This is a genomic window from Streptomyces nitrosporeus (genome assembly GCF_008704555.1).
Lineage (GTDB): Bacteria > Actinomycetota > Actinomycetes > Streptomycetales > Streptomycetaceae > Streptomyces > Streptomyces nitrosporeus.
This window is the reverse complement of the sequence record NZ_CP023702.1, coordinates 250,589-273,637: the sequence shown is the minus strand read 5'-3', so window position 1 is coordinate 273,637 and position 23,049 is coordinate 250,589. Positions and strand designations below refer to the sequence as shown.

The window sequence follows — 23,049 nt, the reverse complement described above, 5'->3', positions numbered from 1 at the left end:
GGCCCTTCGTGGAGGAGGGGGACACCGGATACGGCGGGTACGGGTGCGGTGTCCGGGGCGGGGGAGCGGCGCCCGGCCGGCGTCGTCGGCGGCGGGGGGGTCTGTGGGACGGGGCCCGCGACAGCGCGGGGGTCAGGGCTGCCGGGCGGCCCGGAGGCGGTCGGCGTGCAACGCCATCTGCGTCATGGCCTGTTGGGCACGCTCCGTCACGACGGCCATCGAGCCGCCGACATGGGCGCGCAGAGCCCGGTGGCCCTCGCCGAGGCGGCCGTCACGGACGTGCTCCATGATCTCGATGTGTTCGGCGATGGCCGCCCCCACCCGGGCCTCGGTGAGGAAGTCGTACATCCGCACCCGGCGGACCCGTTCACCGGCCGCCACGAGGGCGGCCGTGAGCGCGGGATTGCCCGACGCGCGGGACAGCTCGGCGTGGAAGCGCTCGTCCTCGACGACGAAGCGGGGCCCCGGGGCCGGCGGCCGCTCGCGCATCGCGTACCAGCGTTCCAGCTCGGCGGTGAGGACCGCCCGGTCGTGACGGAGGCAGGAGTCCTCTTCCGCCCGGACGATCCCGCGCAGTTCCAGGGTGACCCGCAGCTCCCAGAAGTCCTTCAGCTGGGCCAGGCTGGGGACGGTGACGAAGAGACCGTCGTCCCCGTGCTCGATCAGCCCGTCCGCCAGCAGCCGAGCGAGCCCCTCACGCACGGGGGTGCGCGAGACCCCGAACCGCGCGGCCAGCCGCGTCTCGGCCAGCCGTTCACGAGGCCCGAACCCACCGTCCAGGACGGCCGCGCGCAGCTTCGCGTAGACCGATTCACGGAGCGAGGGCATGGCCGGCGGACACGGACCGCCGCCCGGGTCCGGCCGCGTATACAGCGGGGAATCCATGGACGGACACGCTAGGAACGGCGTGTTTCCCGGGCGGAGCCCCGACGGTGAACGGCTCGTTACCGACGCCTCACGCGGTGTCCGCACCCCTTCGTGCGGACACGTGCGGGCCTGTGCCGTCGCCGCCGTGGTGCCGGGGAGGACGGGCGAAGCTCCGGGGCCGCCCGGCGGGGGTGCCGCCGGGACGGTACGTGCCCCGGCGGGGCGAGGGCCGCCGGGCCCCGTCCCGGAGGCCGGCGGCCCTCGCCCCGCCCGTACGCCGCGCCCGGGTGCCCTGCCCGCACGGGACTCAGACGGTCCCGGCGTGCTCCCGCTTGCGTCCGCGCAGCTGCCTCAGTACGAGGGCCGCCGAGGTGACCAGCGGCAGCAGTCCCGCCACGGCGTCCGCGGTGCCCAGTCTGTCGTGGGTGCCCTTGGCCCTGCGGACCTGCTTGGAAGCCCGGATGACGGCGAGCGCGCTGCTGCCGAGGCTCATCACCAGCCCTGCCTTGCCGGCGCGCGGGCCCTTCATGGGCCCCGATCGGTTCTTGGCCATCGGAGACACCTCCGGCTGGGGCCGGAAAGCCCCGGTTGTGCGGATCGGTCCGTGGATCGGCGCATTCCACGTAACCCGGTCCGCGACCTCCACGCAAACGGAGCAGGGGCCGGGACTCTCCGGCAGGCCCGGAACGGACGGCTGACCAGCAGCGCCGGGCCCGTCGGCTAGGGCCGCGAGGGGCGGGCCCGTACGTCGGGCCGCGGCCCGGGTGCGCGGCCCCTGGGGGCCTGCGCCCGGCGGGCGAGAGGGCAACACGGCGCACGGCCCGGGCGGGGCGCTCCCGCGTACGCGGACGGCCCTGCCCCGGACCGCCCACAACCAGCGTGTAACACTTCCCGGCCCGCGCGCACTACTCAGTGAACAGCCCGAACGATCAGAGGGGACCGGTGGTGAGCGACGACCACGCCCGCTTCACAGCGATGTACGACGACTTCCGACAACGTGTCTGGGCCTACGCCGTCAGCCAGGCGGGGCGGACCGCAGCCGACGACGTGGTGAGTGAGACGTTCACCGTGGCCTGGCGGCGGTTCCACGAGATACCGCAGGAACCCCTGCCCTGGCTGCTCGGGGTCGCACGCAATGTGCTGCGGGCCCATCACCGGGCCGACGCCCGGCGTTCCGTGCCGGCCGGGACGGGCACCTGGGCGAAGGAAGCGGTGACCGGGGACATCGCCGACGACGTCACCGAGCGCCTGACCATGCTGCGCGCACTGGACCGGCTGTCACAGACGGACCGCGAGGTGCTCCTGCTCGTCGCCTGGCACGGCCTGACGCCCGCTCAGGCCGGCACGGTCGTCGGATGCTCGACCGCGACCATGCGGGTGCGGCTGCACCGGGCCCGCGGGCGGCTGCGGAAGGCAGCCGACTCACGGCAGACAAAACCCCCGGCCCGCAGGCTTCAGCCGTTCCGCCGGACCAACCAGGAGGCCGCACTGTGAAGGACGACATCATGGACCGGCTGGCCGCGGCACGGCCCGCCGCCCTGGACCCCACCGCTCCCGTACCGCCCGAGGTACGGCAGCGAGAACTGCACCGAGCCATGAGCGGCCTCGGGAACCGCCCGGCCGCCCCCGGCCGCGCCCGGCGCGGCATACGGCGGCCCGCCTGGACCGTGTCGGCGGGGCTCGCCACGGCCGCTGTGGTCGCCTCCGTGGTCCTCACCGCGCCCGGCTCCACTGGGGACGGGGCCCCGGCGTCCGGCGCCTCGGGCCGGCAGGTGCTCGTCGCGGCGGCCACGGACGTGGAACAGCAGCCCCAGGAGGCCAGGGGACGCTACTGGCACGAGGTCACCCGCAGCGGCGCCGCGACCGAGGTCCCGGGAAAGGGCTACACACTCACGGCCCGGTGGCAGGAACAGGTCTGGCTCGCCTCCGGTTCCGACCGCCGCTGGAGCCGGCACACGGACCTGGGCGCGCGTCCCGCGGGCCCGCGGGACGAGGCCGTCTGGCGTGAGCAGGGCGCACCGCGCAGCTGGACGGTCGACGGCACGCGGCTGAGTTACGAGGGGCGCGGAGTCACACAGGAGGACGCTCCTGGCGGCGCCACCGACCAGGGTGTCCTGGGCGGCTTGCCCGTATCGCTCATGGACGAGCTGAGCAGCGACGAGAAGGTCCTGCGGGAGCAGCTCCGCGCCCACCTCGACGAGCGGTACAACGCACCGGAGCGGCACTTGGACGCGTTGGTGGTCGACGCCGCCGTGCAGGTGGCGATGCACATGCCGGTCACCCCCGGCGTCCGCGCGGCCGCCTACCGTCTGCTGGCCGGAGAACCGGACATCCGCGCGCTCGGTGACGTCACCACGCCGGAGGGCCGCACCGGCCGGGGGGTCGGCCTGAGCAGCGACCGGGCCCCCGGCACCGAGATCCAGCTCGTCTTCGACCGTGGGACCGGGGCGCCGATCGGCGAACAACGGGTGCTGACGAAGGAGCTGGACGGGCAGCCGGAGGGCACCGTCCTCGACTACACCACCGTCATCGCCGCCCGGTGGACCGACACCGCGCCGCCCTTCACCGGGGACAGGTCCCGCAGGCCCTGAGCCGGTACTTTGCGCGCCGTCCGCGGGGGAGCGTTCCGGGACCGTGACCGCGGTCCCGGACCTCGCCCGCGAACGCCTGGCCGCCTGCCGTACCGGAGCCGTCCCGCCCGGTTCGAGGCGGAGAGCGGCTCGCCGGCGTACCGCTGGAACGGACGACCCGAGCCCGGGCGCAGGAGCCGGCCGCCGGCCCGTCCACCAGCACGCCCCTGCCCCGCCGGACCTCCGGACGGCCCCCGTCGAGCCGGGGGCACGACAGCCGCCGCGCAGGCGGGCCCGTCGTCACCGCGGCCAGGCTGATGCGGTGTCAACCGGCTCAGCGGTGACGTGAGTTGAGGCGGAAGGGGGCTGCTGTCAGTGGCGGGTGGCAGCATCATCGGCATGGTCCCCGTGCCGTAGCGGTCACGTCATGACGGCGTTATGGACACGACTCGGCGGCCGGCCCCGCGGCCAGCGGGAAACGGAAGCGATCATGACAGGCACATACGGGTCCCACGGAGGAGGCATACGTGTTCGGCAAGGCAGGACGCATGGTCAGGCATCTGGAGGCGACAGGAGTCGGGCTGCCGCCGGACCACGCGGTCGTGGTCGACGCACCGGACGCACGCGCCGCCGACGCCATGGCCGCCGCTCGCCGTGGCGCGTACGCGCCGGCCCGCGCACTCCTCGCCGCCACACGTGAAGAAGCCGACTGGGCCCTGCGGGACGAGTCCGTGAACGCCCTCGCCAAGATCGCTCTGGACGACGCGGCGTGGCTGAACGCCTGGCGGGCCGAGTCGCCGGACGACCCCGACGCCCTGGTCGTCGAGGCGTTCCGGCGGATCGCCGAGGCATGGGAGGTCCGCACGGGCGCGTACGCCGAAGACGTGGCCTCGGACCGGTTCCGTGCCTTCTTCTCGCTGCTGGACGACGCGCTGCCGGTCATCGAAGCGGCCATCGCGGCCTGCCCCGGCGACCCGGTCCCCTGGTCCGCGGCCCTGAGCCACTGCACAGGCGTTCAGGCACCACGCGATGTCTTCGACGACTGCCTGCTCCACGCGCTCGACCGCGGGCCCCACCACGTGCCCACCCACCTCCAAGCCGTGCAGTTCCTCTCCGCCAAGTGGCACGGCAGCCACGAGGAGATGCTCGACCACGCGGCCCGTGCCGCCGCAGGCGCCCCGCAGGACTCCCCCGTCCGCGCCCTGGAGGTCGTGGCGCTGACGGAAGTCGGCGTCGAGACGGACAGAGAGGGGAGGCACCCGCGTAAGAACGGCAGCCGGACGGCTCCCGGTGCCGACCGGGTCGACGGGATCATCGCCACAGCACAGGCGTACTCCGCGTCGCGCCCGCCCGAGGACCGTGCTGCCCGCCTGATCCGCAACCACCTGGTGTGGGCACTGAACCGCCAGGAACGCTGGGCCGAGTCGCTGGACGTCTACCGCTCCATCGGGCGGTACGCCACCGAGTCGCCCTGGGAATACGTGGGAACCCCCCTGCGGGCGTTCCTGCACTTCCGCGACCACGCCCGGTCCCGGCTCGCCGCCTCCACCCCCCGCAACGGCACCGTCCCCGCCCCCGCGGTGCCGCTGCCGGAGTCCGCGCGGCCCCAGGCGGCACAGGAGATCGCGTACGTTCCCACCTCGCCGCAGCGCGCCTCGCAGGAGCTGCTGCTGTGCGGGGCGACCGTCCGGCTCGCTCCGGCCGGACGGTGGACCCTGATGGAGGCGGCCCCGTCGCAGGAGACGCCGGGCAAGCGCGGACGCCGAGCGACGCTGCTGCGCCTCGACGGCCTGGCGAAGGTCGCGGAAACCGCGTTCAAGGACCCTCGGCTGACCACCCTGGTCGCCCACCGCGAAGGGGGCGGCTCCCACGCCCTCACCGTTATCAGCGAGGGCAGGACGACCGCCCGGCACCGGTGGGCGGGGCCCGGGGCGACGCCGGCGCAGGAGAGCGCACACCGGAACGCGGAGCTGTTCGTCGCGGCGGCCGGCAGCGGCGACGCCCGCGAGGTGGCGCGGCTGCTGCGCGATCCGGGCGAGCCGTCGGAGCTCCTGACCTGCACCCTGGCCACGCTGGGCCTCCCGCCGCTCCCGGCCGGCTTCGGCGAGCGCTCGGAGGTCCTGGCCGGTGCGCGGGGGGCCACCGTCCACCAGGCCCGCTCGCTGTGGCAGGGCATGAAGGACTTCATGAGCGACGACACCGATCCGAACCCGCCGCTCCAGCTCGACGGCCGATGACCGGGGCTCCCGTCGTCCCACAGGCGGACGATCGCCGCCGTCCGTCACCAGCCGGTACACGCCGCTCCTGCTGCCCTCCCTGTGACCCGCTCGCCCGCCTCCCACCACCGCCCGCCTCCAGCCGCCGCTCGCCGCCGGTTCGTCCCCCACCCCGACGAACCGGTTGCCGGCTTCTCCGCAAGCGGTGACCGCCCCCTGCGGCGGTTCCGTGATCCCCGCTGGTGGGACCGCTCGCATCCTGTTTGGTCATGGATGCCGCAGTGGGCGTCCGCATGGGGCGGGCTGTGGCGAGGGAGAGGGCGCATGCTCGGGACAGCGGGGACCGGAGCGGCGGAGGAGCGGGTCTACCGCCTCCCGGTGGAGTTACGGGACGCGAGCATGGACGAGATCGTCCAGCGGCTCCGCGTACCGGAACGCGAAGTGGCGTCACTTCTGCCCTCCCTGTATGGCAAAGGACTGGTCGAGCGGCCGCCGGGTGACAGCGGCATGCGGTACGCACCCGCCCCGCCGGACGTGGCCCCGCAGCCTCTGCTGACGCGCGCGGCCAGGAAGCGCTGGAACGGGCGCGGCGTGGGGTGGAGCAGCTGACCGAGGAGTAGCGGGCGGTCGACCGCTCGATCTTCCATCGGTGCCGCCGAGGCGCTCACCGGACTCGTCCCGGTCGGCGAGCCCTCTTCTTCTGCCCGCACCGACGCGGCATCGACGATCACTGACGACCGGACCGGACCGGCTCAGCCCTCACGGCCGCCATCGTGCCGCTCGAACCTCAAGTCACGTGGTACAGACCTCTGCGCTCCGCCCGATGCGGCCGATCTGGCGGCCCGCTCGATCTTCGCGTAGCGGGCGGCGCGGGCTTTCTCGTCGATCTGCGTCTCATGTTCGGGGCGCATCCCGGTTCGGCCGTCGACGCCTTCACGCAGGATGTCGGCGTGCCCGGCATGCCGGTTGGTCTCGCCGAGGACGTGGACCATGACGGCGAACAGGTTCGTATCGGAATGGGGATGCGGCCACCAGGGCACGTGGCCGGGGGCATCGAGGGGAAGCTCGTTGATCGTCGCGTCCGAGTGTTCCCACGCGCGCCGGTAGAACTCGATGATCTGGTCGCGGGTCTCGCCCTCAGCCGCCCACAGATCGCTGCCGTCGTGGTCCTGCCACCGGGGCAGCGGTTTCGGGAAAGGGCGGCCGAAGACCTCGCCGAAATACCCGGCCTCTACGCTGGCCACGTGTTTGACCAGGCCGAGGAGGTTGCTCCCGGTCACTGTCAACGGTCGGCGGGCGTCGTATTCGGACAAGCCGTCGAGCTTCCAGAGCAGGGCCTCGCGGTCCCGCCGCAGTCTCTTGTGCAGGTTGTCCTTCGCGAATTCATCGATCATGCGGCACGAGCCTGCCATGGGCTACCCGCGGCCTCAAGATCCCGTGCGTGGACCGCAGCGGCCGGAAGAACCGGAGTCTGGCCATGGCCAGTGCCCTGAGCTGTCACAAGAGGCCGAGGCATGTGCCATGGGAGACGACGTCTTGGGGCCTCCCGGGAATCAGCACGTCGGTTTGATCTTGGTCTCGTCGGTGTCGAAGAAGCTGACGACGTCTTCCGGCGCGTGGAAACGGGCGGTTGGGGCGGTGAGATGGACGCCATGGGCTTCCAGGAGCGGGCGGACGTCTTTCGCTGTGCGGCTGATGGTCATCGCGGTGGTGTTGAAGAGTTGGCCCAGAAGGTGCGTGGGCGCGAGTTTTCTCAGGTGGAGCACGGTGACCAGGACCCGGTCAGCTGAGGTGAGTTTGGCTTTGGCTCCAGTGCCAGGGGCGGCCATGCGCTCGTGACCTTGGCGCGCGCGGAGTACTCGCTCACGCTGAGGCTCCATCTATGGAGTCAACGAGTGGATGGAACCTTTTTCATCCTGAATGGTTGCAGGTCAGCAGCGTATGGATGGCCTGCACGTTCATGCCGTGCTTTCGGTGTTTCATCGAGTGGTACGGCTCGTCCGCGCGGAACCGGCCGATGGGGATCAGAGTGCCGTCAACGATGGCATGGTCGCCCTCACCGAGACCGGTGAGGGCTTCATGAAGGCCGGGCGCCCAGGAGGCCGGAACGTCCAAGACCTCGTCCACGTACCGACAGGCGGTGGCCTGCGATATCCGAAACCGGCACCGAGCTGGGAGAACGTCTCGTTCTTGCGTAGGTGGACCAGCGCGAGCGGTGCCTGCTTGAAGCAGCCCAGCGTGCGCCGACGGGTGCTACGGGTCCGGCGATGCTCATACAGCAGCCAGGCGACATGCTCGACGAGCTCATGCGGGACGTCGGGCGTGGCAGGACACGGAACCGACAGGGCCCCTTCGGTCGCCGGTTTGATGAGTGGAATCACCACGCCGACGACGAGGGGCCCTGCCTCGTCACCACCCCGGCTGACCAGCCCATTCCGCCCTCCAGCACAGGATGAAAGAGGTTCGATGTCTCGAGCGCGGCAACCGCGCACTGGGCCGATTTCTTCAGGGCAGTAGTGGTACTGCCCTGTCAGGAACGTCGCGATCGGAGCCCTCCACCTCGCCGCCGGGCTGCCCGGGACCAAACCCGCACCCTCCTCTGTCTCATGTGATCAAAAGGGACGAGGTCCGATTACGCCGAAGTCCTCATCGTTCGGTACGAACGAAAAGGCAGCCATTTCCTCGCGGCAGCCCTGACCTGCTACAAGAGACTCGCAAAGCTCTCCACCTGAGACAACCTCGCATTTTCCTCAAGTCCCCTGCTGTGTAACGGTTTCCCGCTATGGTTGGCAGCTCTGCGGCGAGAACCAGAGTGAAAGAGCGGGGCCCGTCCCAACGGCCGCGGGTTGGAATGGGCCGTCATGCGGTACGGGTTGTAGGGGAGCCGGGATGAACGTGACAGTTACGATCACGGGGGATGGAGCGGCTGATGAGCTGCGTTCCCTGCATGAGTGGCTGATTGTCGAGGAGGAGCTGCGGGGCCGGGTACGGCTGGTGGAAGCGCCGCCACCGCCTGGCACTCTAGGTACGGTTCCAGAAATGCTGACGATCGCACTGGCTCCGGGTGGGGTAACAGCGGTGCTGGCGAGCGCGGCTATCGCATGGATGCGGCACCGCACTGGTGAGGTGACATGCAAGCTGACCCGGCCGGACGGGACAAGCATGGAAGTCCGCGCGCAGAGGGTACGCAGTACGGACATGGCAGAAGTGCGCGAGTTGGTCGACGGGTTGGCCGATATGTTGGAGGACGGTCCCAGGGTGGTCGACGGTGATGAGGGCGAGTCGACCGTACCGACTGGACAGTAGTCTCGATGGCCGGCTTGAGTGCGCCCGGGACTCGGGTGCTGCTGATCGGCACCGGTTCCCACAACCCCGCCTCCAGCCTGCCGCCGGTCCCAGCGGTGATGGGTAACTTGGCTGACCTGGGGCAGGCGTTGGTCGAGCGGTGCGGGCTGGCTGAGGAGAACTTGCGGGTGATCCGTGACCCGGCAAACCCGATGGAGCTGGGGATCGCCATCGCGCAGGAGGCCGAGCGTGCTAAGGGCGTGCTGTGGATCTACTACGTGGGCCACGGACTGGTCAGCCCCGCCGGCGAGCTGTATCTGGCTACAGTCGCTACTGATTCCCGCCCAGGACGGGTGGCTTACACCGCGCTGGCTTACGCCGCGGTCCGTGGCTCCCTGCTGCAAACTGCAGCTCGATCAATCATCGTCGTGCTCGACTGCTGTTTCTCGGGGCGGGCAGTGGATGTCCTGGGTGACGTCGAAGAGCAGGAGGTCGACTTGGCTCGGGTCCACGGCGGGTACGTCCTGGCTGCGGCTGCCAGGGATGAGCGGGCGCTGGCCACGCCCGGCGCCCCGCACACCGCCTTCACCGGCGAGCTGATCCGTCTACTATCCGAAGGCGATCCGGAAGGCACTCAACAGCTGACGCTGCGGCAGGCGAACCGCTACCTGGACCGAATTTTGCCCGCACGGGGCTTCCCCCGCCCCCGCCATCGCGCCAGCGAGTGGATCGAAGACCTGGTGCTGTGTCCGAACCCTGCCTATCGGCCCCTGCCTTTGTCGCCTGTATTGCCCGCACCAGCTCGGGTGGATGCGATGCCACAATCGTGCCCCTACCCGGGTTTGGTCGCGTTCGGCCTTAGTCAGGCGCAGTGGTTCTTTGGCAGGGAACAATTGATCACTGAGCTGGCCGGAAGGCTGGCCGGGAGTATGGATTTATCCGATCCGTTGGTTCTAATGGGCCCCTCCGGGACCGGCAAATCCTCCTTGCTGGGCGCGGGCCTGCTATCCGCTCTGGGCAAGGGTGCGATGCCGGTGCCCGGATCCAGGACTTGGCCGCACCTGCTAATAACTCCGACCGAGCATCCGTTGGCCGAACTAGCTACTCGTCTGGAACGGCTGGCCGGGGTGCCGGGCGCATCGCTGCGCAAAGAAATCGAGAGTGACCCGCTTCGACTCGTTGCTGTCATCCGTGAGATGTTAAAGGCCCGAGCCGGCCAAACAGCGATCACCGGATCGCGGCTGGTGCTGGTGGTGGACCAATTCGAAGAAGTCTTCACCCAGTGCGCTGACGTGCGCGAGCGCCAGATGTTCATCAGCGCCCTGTGCGCTGCTGCCAGTGGCGACGGCGGCGAACCGCCTGCACTGGTGGTCCTCGGCCTGCGGTCGGATTTTCATGACCACTGCGCTGCCTGCCCTGCGCTGCAGCCTGCTTTGCGCAAGGCCCCGCTCTTCGTCGGACCGATGACCACCGACGAGCTGCGTGACGCAATTACAAGGCCCGCCGAAATCTCCGGATTGGAATTGCAACCAGGACTGGTTGACATTTTGCTGCGTGATTTTGGCGCTGACGGCACAGCGCGAAGCGTCGCCCCGGAGTCCCTACCGCTACTTTCTCACGCCTTACGCGCAACCTGGAAACACCGAGAGGGCTGCACGCTGACCGTGGCCGGATACGCGGCCACGGGATATATCGGGAACTCGGTCGACAACACCGCCGAGGCGATCTATGGCCAGTTCAACTCCACCGAACAGCAGACATGCCGGTCGTTGTTATTGCATTTGGTCCACATCGGAGAAGGCACCCAGGATGCTCGGCGCCGAGTCAATCGCATCCGACTGCTCCACGACTCACCCCGTCCGGACACCGCAGCTGAAGTTCTGGAAACCCTGGCCGGTGCTCAGCTGGTCACTGTCGAGGCTGAAACCGTTGAGATCACCCATGAAGTGCTGCTTCATGCCTGGCCACGGTTACGTCAGTGGATCGATGACGACCGCTCCGGACTACGTATCCACCAACAGCTTGCGCGGGACGCCGAGGTCTGGGAACGGAATGGGCGGAATCCCGCCCAGTTGTATCGCGGGTCCCGCCTTGGACTTGCCCGGGAATGGGTCAACAGCTCCACCCGAAGCAGTCATCCCACCCCCCTGCAACGTAAGTTCGTGGACACCAGTGTGCAAGCTGTCCAGCGGCGGAAAAGAGTGATGGGGCTGCCTGCTGTCGCTCTGTGCTCAGCTCTGCTGGTCATGGCCGGCTGGCTCGGGGCGAGCGGCGGGAGTGAGGGTGGAGTTGAGAGTGGGGTTGAGTACGAGAAGTGGAAGGTCTCGCACCCCAGCCTGCGTATCGGTGTCATGGCGGATCGGCCGGGCCTGAGCGCGTACGACGAGAAGAAGAATAAATTGACGGGATACGAAATCGACATGGCTCAAGAGATTGCCATGGAAATGGGGTACGACACGGATGAAATAGAATTCCGTCCTGTGACGGGCGAAAATCGGAGCAACGCCCTACATAGTGGGAAGATCGACCTCGTCATCGCTTCGTACAGCATCACGGAGGACCGTAAGCGCGCCTCGCCCGATGGGTCCAGCATTGTCTTCGCGGGCCCGTACTACCAGGCGAACGGGGCGTTCCTGGTGCGCAAGGATTCGGGTAAGCGCGAGATCAACGAATCCAGCGACCTGAAGAATCAGAATCTCGCGGTGTGCACTGGGCTGGGTTCGACGTACGAGGAGATACTGGCTGAAAAAGGCTTCACCGTGATGAGGTCGCAGCCTTCCACACCTCAGGACTGCCTGGAATATCTACTGAACAAGAATTCCAATGTCTACGCGATGGCTTCGGACGACGTCATCCTCGCTGGCTACGCCAACAAGTACCCGGAGGTGCGGATGCTGGAGCCCTTCGGCGTTGCGGGCAGGTACGGCGTGGCGATGCGCTCCGGTGCCCCGTCCTTGAAGAGTGAGGTGTGTTCAGCGCTGCTGAAAATCCTAAAGGGCAATGCCTGGAACGAAATGTACAAGGCCAACCTCTCCGACCTGCTGGGCGGCAAGCCCCCGCCGGCCAAGCCAGACATGGTGGAATGCAAGGACCGCTGAGGTGAGGTGCCCCCGCTGTGCAGGGCATGCTCCCGCTTCGAGGGCACGCGGCTGGAGCCCAGCGTGCGGCTCACGACGGGTCGTGGATCTCCCTACGCCGTCGATGTCGAAGGGCAGGCTGGGGCACATCGCATCGATTGCCGCGACCTGCTTCTGTACCTCGGCCATCGTCGCGACGACGTGGGCCTTCGGCGGGGTGGCCTCCGTGGTCTGTATGCCGGTGCCGGCGACCCACTTCATCAGGTCGGCGTGCGAGGTGTGGGCGAACACCTCGCCGCCCGGCAGCTCGACGGCCTGGAAGACGAAGAACGTCATCTCCAGGGTGTAGGGCCTGTTCCTCGCCCGGATGGTGCCAGCAGCGGCGTTGCGGGCGTTGGCGAACGCGTCCCCGCCACGCTGGGCGCGCACCTCCTTGGTCCGTTCGAACTGCTTGTGGGTGAAGAGGATCTCTCCCCTGACCTCGAAGGTCAGCGGCCGGATCAGCTACTGGGGGAGACCGGTGATCGTGCCGATGGCATGGCTCCAGTCCTCGCCCTGACGGCCGTCGCCACGTCCGACGAGCTTGACCAGGCGACCTCTCTGGTACCGCGCGGCGACCGCGAAGCCGTCCAGCTTCACGTCCACGACATAGCCGCCGGTGACCGGGCCGCCCAGACGCCGCTGGAGCGATGCTTCCCAGGCCAGCAGCTCGGCGGGCGTGTTCACTTTGTCCAGGGACTGCATGGGTACCGTGTGCGGGTGATGGGCAAGGCGTCCAGCACGGCGGTGGTGACGATCGCGCCGGACCGGTGGATCGCCCCGGATTCCCGTCGCAACGGAGGCGCCCGGAGGCGCCCGGAGGCGTGGGACGGCGGCACCGTGCCGTCAGGGCGGCGGTGGGCCCGCAGGCCGCGGCTGGCGTGGCAGGGTACCGAGTGTCCGGGGTCGCGTCATGCGGTACCGGCGCACAGGATGCGGTCCACGAGCCCGCGGACGGCCCGTTCGGCGGCGAGCAGCTGCTCGCCGCCGCCGGTGCCGTTGGCGGCGACGACGACTGAGCGGCGCCCGTCCACGGTAAAGCCGGTGCGCACCGTGAACCCCTCCAGGTCCCCTCCGTGGCCCCAGGTGTCGCCGCCGCAGGTCAGCGGCTGCTGCATCAGTCCCAGGCCGTATCGCAGGCCGGGGAACCCCACGTGGAAGTTCTCGCTGACGGACACGGTCCTGCGCATCTCCGCGAGCTGGGCGGGAGGCAGCAGGCGCCCGCCGAGCAGGGCGGTGAAGAAGCGGTCCACGTCGCGCTCTGTGCTGACGAGGGCAGCGGCCGCGTCCACTTGGGAGACGTTCCTGGCCGTGGTGTCGGTCCGGGTGACCGAGCCGGGAAACAGGTGGTACGTGTGGGCGTGCGGCGGCTTCAGGTACGGGTCGTCGCCGGGGGCGTAGGTGCCGGTCAGGCCGAGCGGCCGGATGATACGGTCGCGTACCTCCTCGGCCCAGGGCCGCCCGGTGACCTTCTCGATGATCATCCCGGCGAGGACATAGCCGGTGTTGGAGTAGTTCCAGTCGGGCTCGGGGGCACCGGCCGGTGCGGGTGGGAAATCCGGCCGGTGGCGCATCGCGCCGGCGACCAGCTGTTCGGGGTCCCAGTGGTCGAATCTTGTCCGCTCGAAATCGGCCGCGGTGTTCCCGGTGTCCTCTTCGGGGCCGTAGTTGTGGATACCGCTGGTGTGCTGCAGCAGGTTCCTGACGGTGATGAGGCTGCCGTTGTTGCCGTTGCCGCTCACCACACCCGGCAGCCGGCGCTCGACGGTGTCGTCCAGGGACAGGCGGCCCTCGGCGACGAGCTGCAGCACCACGGTGGCCACGAACGCCTTGGTGACGCTGCCGATCCTGAACTCCGCCCCGCGCGGCACGGGGCGGCCGGTGTGCAGCTCGGCCTCGCCCGCTCGGGCGCGTACTGTGCGGGCGCCGTCGCGCACCTGCACCGTGATGCCGACGAACCCGCCCTCTGCAAGGACGCGGGCCGTTTCGCGTTGGAGCTGCCGGGAGGTGAGCCGGCCGCCCGCGGAGGCCTCGGCGTCCGCAGACGCCGGGCGGGGAGCGGCCGCAGCACCAGGCGCGAGCGCCGTGGACGCAAGGGCAGCAGCGAGGAGAACGGCGGGGGCGAGGCGGACCCGCGAGGTCTTCTGTATTGCCTTCATGCCCTCACACCCTGCCGGGGCGGGCCGGCCGCGCCCATGACGGCAGCCTCCGGAACGGGTGTGGGGGTACCTCCAGGGTCCAGGTGGGGCAAGCCGGTAAGGGGCGCCTGGGACGGGCCGGGGAAAGGGCGCGTGGACCGTGTGGGCGGAAGACCGCGAAGAGGTCCGGCTGCGCCGCCGGCACCGCACCACCGCCCCCGGCCCCGCAGCCGCCAAGGCGCCGGACCTGATCGGCCGCTACCTCACCGCAGGCGAGCCGAGCACGAAGTACGCCGGCGGCATCACCTGCCTGCCCGTCGACGGTGGGAAGTCCTGCTGCCCGGCGACCGTCATCGGCCTCGCCCCGCGCTGTCCGGCCGGCCGGGTGATCGCCGGCCACATGCGCGCGGACCTGGTGACCGACACCCTGGCCGCTGTGATCCGTACCCGCGGCAGCCTCGCCGGACCGATCACGCACACCGACCGCGAAGCCCCGTACACAAGCAGGTCCTTCGCCCAAGCCTGCGGTTCAGCAGGGGTCCCGCGAAGCATGGACGCGGTCGGTTCCAGTGCGGACAACGCACTCCCCGAGTCCTTCAACGCCTCCTTCGAACGCGAGACCCGCAAAGGACGAAAGAGCCGGTCCGATGAGCGAGAGGCCCGCCTCGACGCATTCAGACGGCTCCACCGCAGCTACGTCCGCCGCCGGCACTCCCGCCTCGGGCAACGATCACCGACCGCCTCCGAGAACTCCTTCCGCCGCACACCGGCCACGTCGGCACAAGCCGCATGACCCGTGTCCGGAATTCGGGGGCGAGGCCCCGTTCGGTAGACGCTGCCGCCGGAAGTGAGCGGAGCCGGAGCCCCGGCGTGCGGCGGGCGGCACACCCGTGCAGGTCGCGTTCGCGTCGAAGCCGCACTCTGCCCGGGACATGAGCGCCGCCGCACCCGACGCAGGCGCCCCGGCCGGCCTGGCCCCCGCCACCGAGGCGCTGAACCATCCGACGGTCCCTTCGCGCATGCCCGCCAGTCAGGTGTGCTCGCCGGTCGACCGGAGCCGAAGCCTCTTCGGGGGTCATGAGGGGAGTTCCCGTACCAGCGGGTGGTGGGAGCAGCGGAAGCCGCCGGCGAAGGGGGTGACCGCGTCGTAGGGCAGGGTGTGGACCGTGACGTCGTGGGCGGTGAGAGTCTCGGCCAGGCCGGTCAGACGCTCGTCGACGAGCACTTCGCCGGGGGCCAGCACCAGGCTGTTGCCCGCCAGGAGGTTGACGGCGTCATGGAGGCTCACGTCGATCAGCTCCCAGTCGGCGACCGGTGCAGGCAGTCCGTTGGTGAACTGCTCCCGGCAGACCACGGCGAGCCCTTCGCGGACGGTGGTGAGGCCGTCGTCCAGGTGGATCACCTGGTCCGAGAGCGGCACCTGGTGGACCCGGTGACCGTCCCCGAGCAGGCGTTCCAGCCACCGGGCGCCCGCCGCGTCGGACGCGGTCCGCCCGGTGCCGACGAGGATGTCGCGGCCCATGGGCAGGACGTCGCCGCCTTCCAGGAAGGGCCCTTCGGCCGTGCGGAGGTCCGCCACCGGTACGGGCACCGGTGGCGGCATGACCGAGCAGCGTGCTCCGCGTGCCTGCGCCTCCTCGAAGACGGGACGCAGGCCGAAGCGTTCCTTGAAACGGGCCGGCAGTCGCAGCGCCGTTTCGACGACCTGGTCGCCGATGACGACCATGGGATCGCGTACAAACGTCTGCATGCTGAAACCGTCGTCGTACAGGCCCAGTTCGCTGTCGCTGAGTGTGCGGGGGCGGTGTACTCCCACACCCCGGGCGGTGAGGAAGCGGGCCAGTGCCTCGACCTGTTCGACACACCGCCCGTACCCTTCGGGATCGGCCTGGGACCAGCGCAGCCCCGCCCAGCGGGGCATGCTTGCCCGCGTACGTTCCGGAAGGAAGCCGAGCGACTCGGGGACCCCCGCGGCGAGCTGGGCGGGGAAGGTGAAGTCGATGACCCGGCCCACGACGGTTTCCCTGAGTACGCCCCAGTCGTGGGTGACGTTGATCCGAGGCTGTCGTGGCTGCGGGGTCATGAAGCAGGTTCCTTGCCCTTGGCCGGCTGCGGTGCCGGTGAAGCCGCTTGTCCGGCGAGGCGTAGCCAGAAGCCGAGCCGGTGCTCCTTCGCGTAGTCGACCGGCCCGATCCTGTCCGGGGCCAGGGACTGGGTGTGCGGTACGGCGTCCGCCGGTTCGAACCGGGGCCATCGCGGCAGCCCGGGCCGGTCCGGGCTGCCGGTGCGGGCGAAGTGCGCCCAGTAGTCGGTCATGGTGTCGGACAGACGCCGCTGGGCTCCGGTGAAGTGTTTCTGCGCGTCCGGGTCCTCGAACACGTAAGGGGTGTCTCCCGCGTGGTAGGCGCCGAAGTCGAAGGCGCCCGGGAGGGGGAGGTACATGGGGGCGTCCTTGTCGGCGAACTCGTAGGCGTACGTCGGGGTGCGGCGCCCGAGGGCGGTGGCCTGCGCGTGGGTGCCGCGGGCCCACATCCGGTCGGTCACCACGGTGGCCCAGGCCAGGGCGGGCGAGGGGAAGGCCGTGACCGGGTAGCGCGCGGCCACCGTGTCCGCGTCGCTTCCGAAGGCGGTGGCGAGAGCGCGCTCGTACCGGTCGGCGGTGAACGGGGAGCCGATCGCGTCGTGGGCCATCCCGACGAAAAGGCGGTGTTCGTCCGCCGTGGCCCCCGTCATCACCGGGACGCGGGTGAAGCGGCCTTCCCTGAGCGCCTCCTCCGGCAGTTCGGGAAGCACGTCGTTGCCGTAGGCGAACGCCTGGAAGGCGTTCATGATGCCCGGGACCTCCAGCAGTTCCCTCACGGGCAGTGCGCGAAGGCATCGCAGCGCCTGCCGGGGGTCGGGCCCGGCGCAGCCCAGGGCCGACGTCATCCCGAGGCCGGTCTCCCGGGACTCCCGCTCCGTACGCCAGGTGTAATGCGGATAGGCGGGCACGCCCTCGCCCATCGCCCCGGCCGGCATGTCCATCATTCCCTCGCCGCTGGCCAGGACGGCCCGGTGGAACAGCCCCCGGGCCCCCGGCGAGGTGAGGTGGCCGCTGATGGCGGCCGCGCCGAAGGAGGAACCCGCCACGGTGACGTTGCCGGGGTCCCCGCCGAACGCGGCGGCGTTGCGCCGGACCCAGCGCAGCGCGGCCTGCTGGTCCTGCAGCGCGAACGTCCCTGAGCCCTGGAGTCCCGGGTAGGCGAAGCCGCCGAACACTCCGAGCCGGTAGTTGATGGTGACCACGACCACGCCGCGGTCGGCGAGGCGCCGCGCGTCGAAGAAGGCGCCACCCCCCACGGCCCCGTCTCCGTGGATCCACACCAGGACGGGTGCGGGGCGCCCCGTGGACGCCGGGGCGCGCGCGGTGACATCGAGGACCAGGCAGTCCTCCTCCTGGCTCGACACGTCGGTGTAGGCCGAGGCGGTCTGGGGGCACAGCGGCCCCGGTTCTGTCGCGTCCCGCACACCGGACCAGGGGCGCACCGGGCGCGGGGCCGCCCAGCGGTACGCGCCCTTCGGCGGTCCCGCGTAGGGGATGCCCCGGAACACGGTGTGGGCCGCTGTCGCCCGGCCCCGTACGAGGCCGGTGTCCGTGCGTACCGTGGGAGCGGCGACACCGCTCCCCGAGCCCGCCGGGTCCGGGAAGTCCGTGGCCGGCGCGCTCACCGTCAGGAAGAGCGCGCCCGCGAGGACCGCGAGGACCACCGTGCGTTTCGCTGCCATGGCCGGCTGTCTCCTGTCGGATGCCGCGGGAAGGGGACAACGGACATATTCACAGCGGAACCGCCCCAGGCACGCGCACCTCGCCAGCCGGCCCGGGGTCTGCGGAGGCGACCGGGTGAAACTCCGGGCGGCGCCCTCGTCCGAGGCCCGGATCCGGATACGGAAGGGACGCCCCCGGCCGTGCCCGTGGAGTCCTTGGCCGACGGGCGGGCCGACAGGGGAACTTCGACTTCGACCACGTGAAGTTTTCCGGACTCTGCCGAGGGGCAGCGGATACCGGCGACCGGACCTGCACGATCAAGGAGGCGGCGGCCCTGACAGGGCCGCCGGCCGGCACACTGCGGTACTACGCGGGTCGGCGGGTGTGATCGCGCCCGTCGCGCGTGGCGAGAGCAGCGGGCACCGGATCTGCACCGAGGCGGACCCGGACCTGCTGACCGGGATCGCGTGCCTGGCGGCAGCCGGCATGTCCGTCCGCGACATGCGGGACTACGTCGAGACCGGCCGTCTGGGCCCGGACGCGGCGGAGCAGCAGATCTCGTTGCTGCGCGAACGCGCCGAGCGCTTGGCCGAGGAAGCCCGGCTGGTCAGGATGCGGCGGAAGTACGTGGGCCTGAAGATCGGCTACTGGCAGGCCGTGGCCGCCGGTGACGCCGCCGGGGCCGAACGCCCCGGCGGGGAAGCACGCGCTCTGCTCCCGGAGCTCGAGCCGGGCAGGTGAAGCGCTCGGCACCCGGGGCAGCCGTGCCGTGCAGGCCCGGCACCGGTGCTGTCCGGAGGCCACAGCGAGAAAAGGAGCTTCTATGCGTCAGGTAGTGATGACCGAGCCCGGCCAGGTCGTCGTCGAGGACCGCCCCGACCCGGTGGTCGAGCAGCCGACGGACGCCGTCATCCGGTTGGCCGCCACCTGTGTCTGCGGTTCCGACCTGTGGCCGTACCGCGGCGTGCAGCAGGTCGACCACCAAGTGATGGGGCACGAGTACGTCGGTGTCGTCGAGGCGGTCGGGCCGCAGGTGCGCACGGTGAAGCCCGGCGACTTCGTCGTGGGCTCGTTCTGGGCGTCGGACAACACCTGCGAGATCTGCCGGGCGGGCTACCAGTCGCACTGCGTGCACCGCACCGTCATGGGGTCGATCGGCACCCAGTCCGAACGGGCGCGCATCCCGCTGGCCGACGGCACCCTGGTGGCGACCCCGGGGATGCCCGATGCGGGCCTGGTGCCCTCGCTGCTCGCCGCCTCCGACGTACTGGGCACGGGCTGGTTCGCCGCGGACGCGGCGCAGGCGGGGCCCGGCAAGACGGTCGCGGTCGTCGGCGACGGCGCGGTCGGCCTGCTCGCGGTGCTGGCCGCCCGGCAGATGGGCGCGGAGCGGATCATCGCGTTCAGCCGGCACCCCGGCCGGCAGCGGCTGGCCCGGGAGTTCGGAGCCACCGACATCGTCGAGGAGCGCGGCGAGGAGGGCGCGGAGAAGGTCAAGGAGATGACCGGCGGGCTCGGCGCGCACAGCGTCGTGGAGGCGGTCGGCACGCAACAGGCCATGATGCAGGCGATCCACGCGACCCGGCCCGGCGGCCATGTCGGCTTCGTCGGCGTCTCCCACGACGTCAGCATCCCCGGCGACCTGCTCTTCGGCACCGGGATCCACCTGCACGGCGGTCCGGCGCCGGTCCGCCGGTACCTGCCCGAGCTGATCCGGCTCATCTGGGAGCGCGAGATCGACCCCGGCCGGGTCTTCGACCTCACCCTTCCCCTGGAGCAGGCGGCCGAGGGCTACCGGGCGATGGACGAGCGCCGTGCCGTCAAGGTCCTCCTGACGCCCTGACCGCAGCAGCCCCGACACACGGGAGCGAAGCAGGGCGGTGCAGTGCACCAGGGGCGGCGCCCGGAGTACTCCCGGCCCGAAGGACCGGCCCGTCGGCGCCGTGCTGAACGACGGCGTCCGCGGCCCCGACGCGCAGAGCGCCTCCGGCTGCGCCCACGTCCGGTTCGCGCCGGGCGCACATCGCCCTGCAGGAAGCCGACGGCGAGGCCGGCACACGGCTCGGCTACGTCAGCGACAGCGATTACGACGCAGCACAAGGAGCACGTTCATGAGCACGATTCCCCACGTCACGCTGAACAACGGCGTCGAGATGCCCCTGCTCGGCTTCGGCGTCTTCCAGATCCCGCCGGAGGACACCGAGCAGGCCGTCACCGACGCCCTCGAAGCCGGCTACCGGGCGGTCGACACCGCGGCGGCCTACCGGAACGAGGAAGCCGTCGGCCGCGCACTCGCCCGCAGCGGCGTCCCGCGCGACGAGCTGTTCGTCACCACGAAGCTGTGGATCCAGGACGCAGGCGAGGAGCCGGCCCGGCGCGCGCTGGAGACGTCGCTGGCCAAGCTCGGCCTGGACCGGCTCGATCTGTGCCTGATCCACCAGCCCTACGGCGACTACTACGGCACCTGGCGCAGCCTGGAGGCCGGCTGCCGGCAGGGCACGGTGCGCGCTGCCGGCGTGTCCAACTTCCACCTCGACCGGCTCACCGACCTCATCACGCACAACGAGATCGTCCCGGCCGTCGACCAGGTCGAGGCGCACCCCTACCTCCAGCGGATCGCCGACGAGGAGGCGATCCGCAAGCGCGGTGTGCGGATGGAGGCGTGGTCGCCGCTGGCCCAGGGCCGGCACGGCCTGCTCCAGGACCCCGTCCTGACCCGGATCGCCGGAGCCCACGGCAAGTCCGTCGCCCAGGTCGTCCTGCGCTGGCTGATGCAGCGCGAGGTCCCGGCGGTGGTGAAGTCGACCAGGCCGGAGCGGATGCGCGAGAACCTCGCCGTCTTCGACTTCGAGCTCACCGGCGCCGACATGGCGGACATCACCGCCCTCGACGGGAAGTCCGGCCCGAGCTTCGACCACCGCGACGCCGACAGCGTGGACTTGATCAATGGCATGGAACTCACCTGACCGCGCCCAGCACCCGGTCCGCCCCCGGCCGGTGCCCTCGCCCACGGCCTGCCCCGGCCGGCTGGGCGGCGGTGTTCCCGATCCGCGGCAGCGCCCGACGGATGAGCGGTGTACCAGGCCGCCCCACGCCCTCGGCACCGCTGTAGGGTGGCCCGTGAGCGGCCGGAGGAATTCAGTGACGAGATCCTTGCATTTCAGGTGGGAGCTGAGCGGCTCCGGCTGGGCGACATGCAGGATCTGGGACGGCTCGACGAAACACCGGGAGAGCGTCAGCTACTGCACAGAAGCGCTCGCCGACTTGTTGAAAGGCGTGACGGGCCTCTACGGCCCCCATGGTGTCCAGCAGTTCTCGTTCGACCTCGAACCGGCAGAGGCACGGTGGATCCTTCGTCGCCGGAACAGCGACGTGCACATCACGGTCCGTCACTTCCCGGACCTGTCGACGAGCTTCGACGCACCGGACGAGGAGGGCGTCCCCGTGTGGACGTCCACACGTCCTCGCACCTCCCTGGCACACGCGGTTCTGGTGGCTGCCGAGAAGGTACGGCGAACCCACGGCGAGGACGGCTACCTCCGGAAGTGGGTCCTGCACGCGTTCCCCACCACCGGACTGGAGACCCTTCGCCGCCTGCACCTGGCAGCGGATGACTGTGCCCTCCAGCACTGAGCTCATCGGACCGGCCGCTCAGGGGGCACTCCCGCTCTCCGCGACCGGCGGGAAGACGGTCACCGAGTGGTGGTCCACCTCCCAGCTGCCGCCGTCGGCCGTGGCGCCACGCAGACCGTGCAGGGTCCGGTCGCCGGCGAGGGCCGGGAGGCCGGGGTCGCCGAGGGCGGCGAAGGCGTAGGTGCGGGCGGGGTCCCAGTCGGTGGAGTGGCGCAGGCGGCGGGCGAGCTGGGCGAAGCCGAGCGGAGCCGCGGCCATCACCCAGGCGTCCGGCAGCGCCGCCGTGAGCCGGACCGCCGGGCGCAGCCAGGAAGCGGCGCTCTCGGGCCAGTCCACCACGGTGAGCACCGTCCCGCCGCAGGACTCCCACGTGACGGTGAAGGCTTCGGCGGCGGCCCGGGAGGGCTCGTCCCTGCTGTGGCCGACCGCGACGGTCCCGATCCGTTTCCCCTGCTCCGTCAGCAGGCCGACCAGGGTGGTGAGTTCCGCGGCGGTGTGGTGTGCGGGGACGAGGGGAGCGCCGTACGCGGTCATGTCCATGGTGCTGATGAGCGGAGAGCGGTGCTGCCGCCACTCCTTGCGGACGTCCATCTCGCTCCTTGCGGGTACTCGGGGCACGTCGGGCCTCAGCAGGCGTCGTGGAAGACCAGGCCGAGGGTGCGGCGGTGGCCGGAGCGGACGGTGCTCACCCCGTGGCGCATGGGACTGTTGGACCAGCCCCGCTTGGACGGGACCGGCCGGTCGCGGGTGGTGAAGACCAGTCCGTGCCCCTGTGGCAGGGTCACGGACGAGCCCCGCGTCTGGGCGCGGGGCCGCTGCTCGGTCATGATGAACTCACCGCCGGTGAAGTCGGTTCCGGGTGCGTCGAGGCCGATGACGACCTGGAGGGGGAAGACCATGTCGCCGAACACGTCGCGGTGGAGGGCGTTCCAGTCGCCGGGGCCGTAGCGCAGCAGGATCTGGGCCGAGCGGTCCTGCCCGGCGTCGTGGCACATCGTCAGCCACTCCCGGAGGGTGTCGGGCCAGGGTGCGGGCCGGCCGAGCTTCCCGGCCCAGTCACGGGCGACAGGCAGCAGGTGCGGGTAGAACGCCTCGCGCAACTCCCTCACCGGGCCGGGCAGGTCATGGGTGAAGTAGCGGTACCGGCCGGAGCCGAAGCGGTGGCGGGCCATGTCGACGGTCGTACGGAAGCGGTCGGTCTCGTCGTACAGTCCGGCGATCTCCGCGCATTCGGCCGGGGTGAGGAGCGGCCAGGTCAGTGCGCTGCCGTGTGCGTCCAGCTCGCCGGTCAGCGCGTCCCAGTCGCCCGCTGCGACCCGGTCGCCGACGGGGCCGGACAGTGGGGCGGTGTCGGTCATGGTGACTCCTTCGAAGGACGTGGGTGGCCCCGGCTCCCGCGGGGGCGGCGGATGGGCGCCGGTCCCGGTGTACCGCTTCGGCCCGCTCCTCCTCCCGGGCGGCACCGGACGTTCCACGGTC

Annotated in this window: 19 protein-coding genes and 3 pseudogenes; 11 read left to right on the top strand and 11 right to left on the bottom strand. The window is 70.8% G+C overall.

Features of this window, described 5'->3' with window-relative positions; translation table 11 throughout:
- Positions 1-132: 132 nt before the first annotated feature.
- Positions 133-828, bottom strand: coding sequence for a GntR family transcriptional regulator (locus CP967_RS01280; protein WP_244338953.1), 696 nt, complete (start codon positions 826-828; stop codon positions 133-135).
- 346 nt (positions 829-1,174) lie between these two features.
- The gene (locus CP967_RS01275) at positions 1,175-1,420 is read right to left on the bottom strand and encodes a hypothetical protein (protein ID WP_150486131.1); all 246 of its coding nucleotides are present in this window, start codon (positions 1,418-1,420) and stop codon (positions 1,175-1,177) included.
- 392 nt (positions 1,421-1,812) lie between these two features.
- On the opposite strand from CP967_RS01275, the gene CP967_RS01270 reads away from it, so the two are divergent.
- From CP967_RS01270 to CP967_RS01255, 4 genes are all read left to right on the top strand, one after another.
- Complete coding sequence (locus CP967_RS01270) at positions 1,813-2,361, top strand: RNA polymerase sigma factor (protein ID WP_208838857.1); 549 nt, start codon at positions 1,813-1,815, stop codon at positions 2,359-2,361.
- Positions 2,358-3,458, top strand: coding sequence for a CU044_5270 family protein (locus tag CP967_RS01265; protein WP_150486130.1), 1,101 nt, complete (start codon positions 2,358-2,360; stop codon positions 3,456-3,458). The genes CP967_RS01270 and CP967_RS01265 overlap by 4 nt, the downstream gene beginning before the upstream one ends.
- A 506-nt stretch (positions 3,459-3,964) precedes the next feature.
- Complete coding sequence (locus tag CP967_RS01260) at positions 3,965-5,674, top strand: hypothetical protein (protein ID WP_150486129.1); 1,710 nt, start codon at positions 3,965-3,967, stop codon at positions 5,672-5,674.
- Positions 5,675-5,977: 303 nt separating this feature from the next.
- The gene (locus CP967_RS01255) at positions 5,978-6,262 is read left to right on the top strand and encodes a helix-turn-helix domain-containing protein (protein WP_167535304.1); all 285 of its coding nucleotides are present in this window, start codon (positions 5,978-5,980) and stop codon (positions 6,260-6,262) included.
- Positions 6,263-6,405: 143 nt separating this feature from the next.
- On the opposite strand, the gene CP967_RS01250 is transcribed toward CP967_RS01255, so the two are convergent.
- The 3 genes and pseudogenes from CP967_RS01250 to CP967_RS01240 form a co-directional block, all read right to left on the bottom strand.
- Positions 6,406-7,047, bottom strand: a complete 642-nt coding sequence (locus CP967_RS01250) for a DinB family protein (RefSeq protein WP_150486127.1) — start codon at positions 7,045-7,047, stop codon at positions 6,406-6,408.
- A 159-nt stretch (positions 7,048-7,206) separates the two neighbouring features.
- Positions 7,207-7,500, bottom strand: a pseudogene (locus CP967_RS01245) (transposase family protein); the annotation flags it as partial.
- A 97-nt stretch (positions 7,501-7,597) separates the two neighbouring features.
- Positions 7,598-8,037 (bottom strand): annotated as a pseudogene (locus tag CP967_RS01240) (transposase family protein); the annotation flags it as partial.
- Positions 8,038-8,542: 505 nt separating this feature from the next.
- Between CP967_RS01240 and CP967_RS01235 the strand changes: the two are divergent.
- Together CP967_RS01235 and CP967_RS01230 are read left to right on the top strand one after the other, a co-directional pair.
- Positions 8,543-8,959: an effector-associated constant component EACC1 gene (locus CP967_RS01235; RefSeq protein ID WP_150486125.1), complete on the top strand. Its 417-nt coding sequence runs from the start codon at positions 8,543-8,545 to the stop codon at positions 8,957-8,959.
- Positions 8,960-8,994: 35 nt separating this feature from the next.
- Positions 8,995-12,036, top strand: a complete 3,042-nt coding sequence (locus CP967_RS01230; RefSeq protein ID WP_167535303.1) for a caspase, EACC1-associated type — start codon at positions 8,995-8,997, stop codon at positions 12,034-12,036.
- Here CP967_RS01230 and CP967_RS34455 read toward each other — a convergent pair.
- Positions 11,929-12,759 (bottom strand): annotated as a pseudogene (locus CP967_RS34455) (hypothetical protein). The gene CP967_RS01230 and the pseudogene CP967_RS34455 sit on opposite strands and share 108 nt — an antisense overlap.
- Before the next feature lie 206 nt (positions 12,760-12,965).
- Positions 12,966-14,213, bottom strand: a complete 1,248-nt coding sequence (locus tag CP967_RS01215; protein WP_150486122.1) for a serine hydrolase domain-containing protein — start codon at positions 14,211-14,213, stop codon at positions 12,966-12,968.
- Positions 14,214-14,352: 139 nt separating this feature from the next.
- Here CP967_RS01215 and CP967_RS01210 point away from each other — a divergent pair, with 139 nt between their 5' ends.
- Positions 14,353-14,985 carry a DDE-type integrase/transposase/recombinase gene (locus CP967_RS01210; RefSeq protein ID WP_150486121.1) on the top strand — a complete coding sequence of 211 codons (633 nt, stop codon included), beginning with the start codon at positions 14,353-14,355 and terminating at the stop codon, positions 14,983-14,985.
- Positions 14,986-15,267: 282 nt separating this feature from the next.
- Here CP967_RS01210 and CP967_RS01205 read toward each other — a convergent pair whose 3' ends face one another.
- Positions 15,268-16,275 (bottom strand): amidinotransferase, encoded by a 1,008-nt coding sequence (locus tag CP967_RS01205; protein ID WP_150486120.1) that lies wholly within the window; start codon positions 16,273-16,275, stop codon positions 15,268-15,270.
- Positions 16,272-17,957 carry a carboxylesterase/lipase family protein gene (locus CP967_RS01200; RefSeq protein ID WP_150486119.1) on the bottom strand — a complete coding sequence of 562 codons (1,686 nt, stop codon included), beginning with the start codon at positions 17,955-17,957 and terminating at the stop codon, positions 16,272-16,274. Before CP967_RS01200 ends, CP967_RS01205 begins: the two co-directional genes overlap by 4 nt.
- 364 nt (positions 17,958-18,321) lie before the next feature.
- Between CP967_RS01200 and CP967_RS01195 the strand changes: the two genes are divergently transcribed.
- The 4 genes from CP967_RS01195 (at position 18,322) to CP967_RS01180 (ending at position 21,570) form a co-directional block, all read left to right on the top strand.
- The gene (locus CP967_RS01195) at positions 18,322-18,678 is read left to right on the top strand and encodes a MerR family transcriptional regulator (RefSeq protein ID WP_208838856.1); all 357 of its coding nucleotides are present in this window, start codon (positions 18,322-18,324) and stop codon (positions 18,676-18,678) included.
- Between the two features lie 82 nt (positions 18,679-18,760).
- A complete protein-coding gene (locus tag CP967_RS01190; RefSeq protein ID WP_150486118.1) occupies positions 18,761-19,780 on the top strand; it encodes a zinc-dependent alcohol dehydrogenase family protein in 1,020 nt (339 codons plus the stop codon).
- 277 nt (positions 19,781-20,057) lie between these two features.
- Complete coding sequence (locus tag CP967_RS01185) at positions 20,058-20,903, top strand: aldo/keto reductase (protein ID WP_150491630.1); 846 nt, start codon at positions 20,058-20,060, stop codon at positions 20,901-20,903.
- A gap of 175 nt (positions 20,904-21,078) precedes the next feature.
- Positions 21,079-21,570 (top strand): hypothetical protein, encoded by a 492-nt coding sequence (locus CP967_RS01180; RefSeq protein ID WP_150486117.1) that lies wholly within the window; start codon positions 21,079-21,081, stop codon positions 21,568-21,570.
- 18 nt (positions 21,571-21,588) lie between these two features.
- On the opposite strand, the gene CP967_RS01175 is transcribed toward CP967_RS01180, so the two are convergent.
- Together CP967_RS01175 and CP967_RS01170 are read right to left on the bottom strand one after the other, a co-directional pair.
- Positions 21,589-22,161, bottom strand: coding sequence for a type 1 periplasmic-binding domain-containing protein (locus tag CP967_RS01175; protein WP_150486116.1), 573 nt, complete (start codon positions 22,159-22,161; stop codon positions 21,589-21,591).
- A 35-nt stretch (positions 22,162-22,196) separates the two neighbouring features.
- Complete coding sequence (locus CP967_RS01170) at positions 22,197-22,928, bottom strand: 2OG-Fe(II) oxygenase (RefSeq protein WP_150486115.1); 732 nt, start codon at positions 22,926-22,928, stop codon at positions 22,197-22,199.
- Positions 22,929-23,049: the final 121 nt, after the last annotated feature.